Source organism: Binatus sp. (SeqCode), from assembly GCF_036522015.1.
Taxonomy (GTDB): Bacteria; Desulfobacterota; Binatia; order Binatales; family Binataceae; genus Binatus.
This window is the reverse complement of sequence record NZ_DATDGQ010000290.1, coordinates 1-3,597: the sequence shown is the minus strand read 5'-3', so window position 1 is coordinate 3,597 and position 3,597 is coordinate 1. Positions and strand designations below refer to the sequence as shown.

At 62.0% G+C, this 3,597-nt stretch carries 3 protein-coding genes, 1 pseudogene and 1 riboswitch; all 4 genes and pseudogenes read left to right on the top strand.

Annotation, left to right across the window (positions count from 1 at the left end; translation table 11 throughout):
- On the top strand, window positions 1-835 hold an 835-nt coding region (locus tag VIW95_RS12340), incomplete at its 5' end, for an aspartate aminotransferase family protein (protein WP_331586887.1).
- 15 nt (window positions 836-850) lie between these two features.
- Window positions 851-1,324, top strand: a complete 474-nt coding sequence (locus VIW95_RS12335) for an HAD-IIIA family hydrolase (RefSeq protein ID WP_331586885.1) — start codon at window positions 851-853, stop codon at window positions 1,322-1,324.
- Between the two features lie 178 nt (window positions 1,325-1,502).
- Entirely contained in the window at window positions 1,503-2,354 is an 852-nt protein-coding gene (locus VIW95_RS12330) for an LLM class F420-dependent oxidoreductase (protein WP_331586883.1), read from the top strand.
- Between the two features lie 602 nt (window positions 2,355-2,956).
- Window positions 2,957-3,031, top strand: a riboswitch (cobalamin riboswitch).
- Between the two features lie 146 nt (window positions 3,032-3,177).
- A pseudogene (locus VIW95_RS12325) lies at window positions 3,178-3,597 on the top strand (hypothetical protein); the annotation flags it as partial.

Below are 3,597 nucleotides of genomic sequence, written 5' to 3'. Positions count from 1 at the left end.
GGGTGGCCAGTACACTGTCCCGTACGCCGACTGCTACCGATGCCCGTTCAAGTTGAAGTATCCCGACTGTGGACTCTACTGCGTCGATTTCGCGCGACAGCAAATCAAAATGAGTACCAGCGGCTCGCTCGCCGCGATCGTCGCCGAGCCGATGCAGGGCACGGCCGGCAACGTGATCCCTCCCGACGACTGGCTGCCCGCGGTAAAGTCGGTCGCGAAAGATTTCGGCGCGCTGCTGATTGCCGACGAAATGATCACCGGCTTCGGACGCACCGGCAAATGGTGGGGCGTCGAACATAGCGGCACCCGCCCCGACATCGTCACCGTCGGCAAGGGCATGGGCTCGGGCTTTCCGGTGTCGGGCGTCCTGCTGAGCGACGAGCTGGGCAAGGCGGCGCCGTTCGGCAAGCCGAGCGCGTCGTCGTCGAGCTACGGCGGAAATCCGTTGGCGGCGGTGGCCGTGTCCGAAACGATCGGCACGATTCAGCGAGAGCATCTGGTCGAGAACTCGCGCAAGGTCGGCGCGATGATCCTGTCGCGGCTCGTGCAGCTCAAGGAAAAATACGAATTCATCGGCGACGTCCGCGGCAAGGGACTGCTTATCGGGGTCGAGCTCGTGCGCGATCTCGAAACCAAGGAACTGCTCGGCAAAAAAGTCACCGAGCTGATCTTCGCCGAATGCCTCAAGCGCGGGCTCGTCACCATGGCCTACTTTCCCAAGATTCGCATCAACCCGTCGCTCGTGATCACCGAAGCGCAGGCCGAAGCGGGCGTCGAAATCCTCGACGAAGTCTTCGCACACGTTCGCGACCACGTTGACTGGCGTCACGCGTAAGCGAAATCTTTTTTCATGGCCAATCAGAATGGCAACGCGGCGCTGTTCTTCGATCTCGGCGGCACGCTCGTTAAGTTGAACGAGTCGCGCGAGATTCCGCTCGACGCCAACGGCAACATCGTGATCGAACTGCTGCCCGGCGTGGCCGAAAAGCTCCGCCCGCTGCATAACCATCTGATGTTCGTCGTCACCAACCAGGCGGGAATCACGCGCGGCCGCCTCAAGCATGAAGCCGTCGAGTCCGCGCTTGCGGAACTCGACAATCAGCTCGGCGACATCCTGACCGGATGGCAAATCTGCCCGCATACCGACGACAACAACTGCGAATGCCGCAAGCCAAAGGGCGGAATGATCACCGAACTCGCCGACATGTATGGCGTCGATTTGACAACGTCCACGATGGTCGGCGACCAGGAAGTCGACCGCCTGGCAGGCGAAGCCGCAGGCGTCGCAAAATTCGTCCACGCAAAAGATTTCTTCGGCTGGTAGCGATTTTACCTCTCCCTTCGGGAGAGGTCGGCGTGAGTCTGCGAGCGCCGGGTGAGGGCGCTCGCATCGAGCGCAATGCCAGCGCCCTCACCCGCGCCGTTGGCGCGTCCTCTCCCGGCGGGAGAGGTTATTCAGGAAAGAATTTGTTAGAAGGGTAAAGCGACCAGGAGAAAATAAAATGAAAATCGGATTGCTCACTCCCTTCACCGGCAAGAATGCTCATCCTGCGGAATTTGCGCGCGTCGCCGAATCGCTCGGCTTCGAATCCATCTGGGTGCCCGAACATCCTGCGATGCCCGCAAACCCCCAACAGCAGTTTCCCACCGGAGGTCCGATACCGCCCGCCTATTTCACGATGGCCGATCAGATGATCACCCTAAGCATGGCGGCTGCCGTCACCAAGAATCTGAAACTCGCCACCGGTATCTGCCTCGTTCCCGAGCATGAACCGCTTGCCCTCGCCAAGCAGTTCGCAACCTTGGATGCTTACTCGGGCGCCCGCGTGCTGTTCGGAATCGGCGCGGGATGGCTCCGCGAGGAGAGCGATTTGTTCGGCGTCGATTTCCCCCATCGATGGACCGAGACCGCCGAGATTGTCGCTGCGATGCGCCAGCTGTGGACCGAGGACCAATCGTCGTTCGACGGCAAGTACGTAAAGTTTCCGGCGGTTAAGTCACTGCCCAAGCCTGCGCAGAAGTCGGGACCGCCGGTGCTGATCGGCAGCCTCGACAAAAACGCCCTCAAGCGCGTCGCGAAATGGGCCGACGGATGGTGCCCGATCGCGTTGAACCCGGCGCAATTGAAGACCCGCGTTGACGAACTCAAGCGCGAATGCACGGCAGTCGGCAGAAACTTCGCCGACCTGGATATCACGATCATGGGCGGAATCCGCGGCGATCGCGCAAAGGTCCAGGACGGTCTGAAGGAGTTCACGGAAGCAGGCGCAGGGCGATTCGTCGCGGGCCTCGGAGATCTGACGTTCGAAAGTTCAGAAGGAACGCTGAAAAAGCTCGCGGCCCTGTACGTCTAAGGAATTCGGGATTCCTAACCTCTCCCCCAACAAGAAGAGGTTAGGACCAGAGCGTAGCTCGCTCTCTTTCTCCGTCATCCTGAGCGCAGCGAAAAATCTCGCGCGCCGGCGCGTCTGACAATTCGCCAGAAAATAAACGCGCACCATCCAATGACGGTGTACGTGAGCATGCTTGCTCCCGCCAGCTCCCCGTAACTGATCAACATGTCGGCCAGCGCTCGCCGATCCTCAACTGCTACCTCTCCTTGAGAGCGCGGCCACAGCGAAACCAGCCATTCCGCAGCCTCCGACTCCAAATGAAAGTGCCTGATAGCCAAAAAGAATATCGGCAATGCAAGTGACCCAAGCAGCGCGCAAATCAATAGAACTGTTCTCGCAATCTTCACTTCGCGATGCCGCTAAGGTCGAGTAGCCGCATTGTATACCCATCCCGTGCGCGCGGCCCCAACTACAACTCCTGCCCCTCACTTATTTGTGTCATTCAGAGCCGCTGCGGCGAGGAATCCCGGATCCGACTTTCTGGCTCGTCCGTTCGGTGAGGAGAGGCCGACCCGAGATTGACATCGCGCGGCAGGCGCGTAATGTGCTTTGAGATTCGCTCGGGGAAGCCGGTGAGAGGCCGGCGCTGCCCCGCAACTGTGAGTTGAGCGTTACGACGCTCATCGAGTCAGGCGACCGGGCGAATCGATGGAGCCGCAAAAACCTTCGCGGGAGAGGGAGGCTTCAGGACGCGCATCGCAGATCCGCCGGCATTTTTCCGCGCTGCGGTCCGTCGCTCCTGGCCACTTCCATTTCGATCCGCGAAGTCCAGGCCGAAGCGACGTTGGACGACGAAAGCAAATCGCATCTTGTGTACGACTCGATCTCGCCGCTCCCGCGCCGATCGCGCGGTCACGTCGCGTCGTTGGCGGCCTCGATTGCCGCTCATGCGGTAATCGTTGCGCTGCTCGTATGCTTCGCTTCGCCGCTTGCGCGCGGGCATAGCGAGTGGGTGCTGGCGTATCTCGTCGAGGGCGCAGACGGCAGCGCGGGACGCGGCGGCGACGCCGCCGCATCCCGCGCCGCGCCGAATCGCGCCGCGAGCGTAGCGCTCGCGGCGCTGCCGACGCCGCCGCGCTCCGCGCCACCGAAGGCGGCGCGGAAGCTGCCCCGCCGCGCCGAAGACGCGCACCTCGCCGTTGCGAGCGGGGTGCCGGAGCGTCCGGTCGCGCTCGCGCGACCGGACGGAACGGCGCGCGACGCG

Coding starts and splice junctions, on each gene's coding strand:
- VIW95_RS12335 (WP_331586885.1), top strand. CDS start 851: ATGGCCAATCAGAATGGCAACGCGGCGCTGTTCTTCGATCTCGGCGGC.
- VIW95_RS12330 (WP_331586883.1), top strand. CDS start 1,503: ATGAAAATCGGATTGCTCACTCCCTTCACCGGCAAGAATGCTCATCCT.